The following is a 1299-nucleotide window of genomic DNA, read 5'->3' on the forward strand; positions in this document are numbered from 1 at the left end:
GAGCGTCACTAGTGTCCGGTAAACATGTTTCATAGCTGAAAGCTGCCTTGGGCAGCCTTCAGCTTTTCTCGCTCCTGCCTTCGTCGATCCCTCAATTCTGGAGTCGCAGGCCGTTCGTGCAGGACATGAGATATGCGAACCGTCAGCTCGAACAACGAACCGGTAAATTCTGAGCGACGATGGTAAAGGTGCAATAACAAGTAGCTGATTAAGGCACTGTAAATCTGCAGACGCACGGCGTTTTCAGAGAAGGCATAGAAGCGTTTGAGTTTCAGATGTTGCTTGATCCACTTGAAAAACAGCTCGATCTTCCAACGATCTTTGTACAATCCCGCGATTTCTTCGGCTGATCTTACGAAGTCATTGGTCACCAGGATTAACGGCGTGGTGTGTCCCTCACGTTCTACCACCACACGTCTTGCCGGCGTTTCTCGGTAGTCATTAAGACGCTTGCCGCCCAGATGCCTTTTACCGAACAGAATGGCTTCATCGCTCATGACCGGGCCTTGCTCGGTTGCGGTCGAGTGCTTGTGCAGCACTTTGATATTGGCGTTTTTCTTCAGGCGGGTGACGAAGAAAGCTCCTTTGGTCTGCAACTGGTGCCACCAGTTGTAATCGCAATATCCCTTGTCAAAGACATACGTCATACCGGCCTGAATCGGCATTTCCAGCGCATCGCTCAGATCGTTGACGTTGGCAGGAGTGATGTTGACGTACACCGGGGCCAACTGCGCCAAATCCAGTCCGACATGTACTTTCAGGCCCTGCGTAATGCGGGTTTTCGTGGAGGCTGTCCAGTCATCGAAATGAGGTCCGCGCAAAGTGATCGACGTGGAATCAAGCAGGCTAACCATGGCACCGACTTCCTTGCGCTGCTGGCGGCTGATGCCGCTCAACAGCAACTCGCAAAGATCCTGGAATGGCCGGTAGTCTCGCTTGTTCAAGGCATCCGACAGGGTCGAACGGGCGACGGGACCCGCTTTAAGATGGTAGCTATGCGGGCTTAGTGTTTCGGAAAAAGTCGCCAAGGACCGCAGGCTTAAGGCTTGGGTTATATGGCCGCTGACCAGTGTCACCAGCAATTGCCAGGTCGTGCAGCGTTTGACGTAGCGATCAGCCTGGTGCTTTTCGGTGGATTGCCGAAAGAACTGGCGCGGGATCGCACTGAGTAGGTGAGCTAAACGGGTGCTGGAAAACATGAGTCAAAATCGAGTCTGAAAAATCCGATTATGACTGATGACCGCTAACAGCAAGGGGGAGCAAGCTCCCCCTTTGGTTTTTACCGGACACTAGTGACGC

The 1299-nt window shown here is 52.8% G+C and carries 1 protein-coding gene; it reads right to left on the reverse strand.

Annotation, left to right across the window (positions count from 1 at the left end):
• Window positions 1-29: 29 nt before the first annotated feature.
• Window positions 30-1199, reverse strand: a complete 1170-nt coding sequence (locus BUE92_RS00010) for an IS4 family transposase (protein ID WP_073521430.1) — start codon at window positions 1197-1199, stop codon at window positions 30-32.
• Between the last annotated feature and the right edge of the window lie 100 nt (window positions 1200-1299).

Origin of the sequence: Pseudomonas fluorescens (assembly GCF_001902145.1) — a bacterium.
Taxonomy (GTDB): Bacteria; Pseudomonadota; Gammaproteobacteria; order Pseudomonadales; family Pseudomonadaceae; genus Aquipseudomonas; species Aquipseudomonas fluorescens_BV.

Bases quoted from the DNA above. Each gene is read 5' to 3' on its own strand.
- BUE92_RS00010 (WP_073521430.1), bottom strand. From the start codon at position 1,199: ATGTTTTCCAGCACCCGTTTAGCTCACCTACTCAGTGCGATCCCGCGC.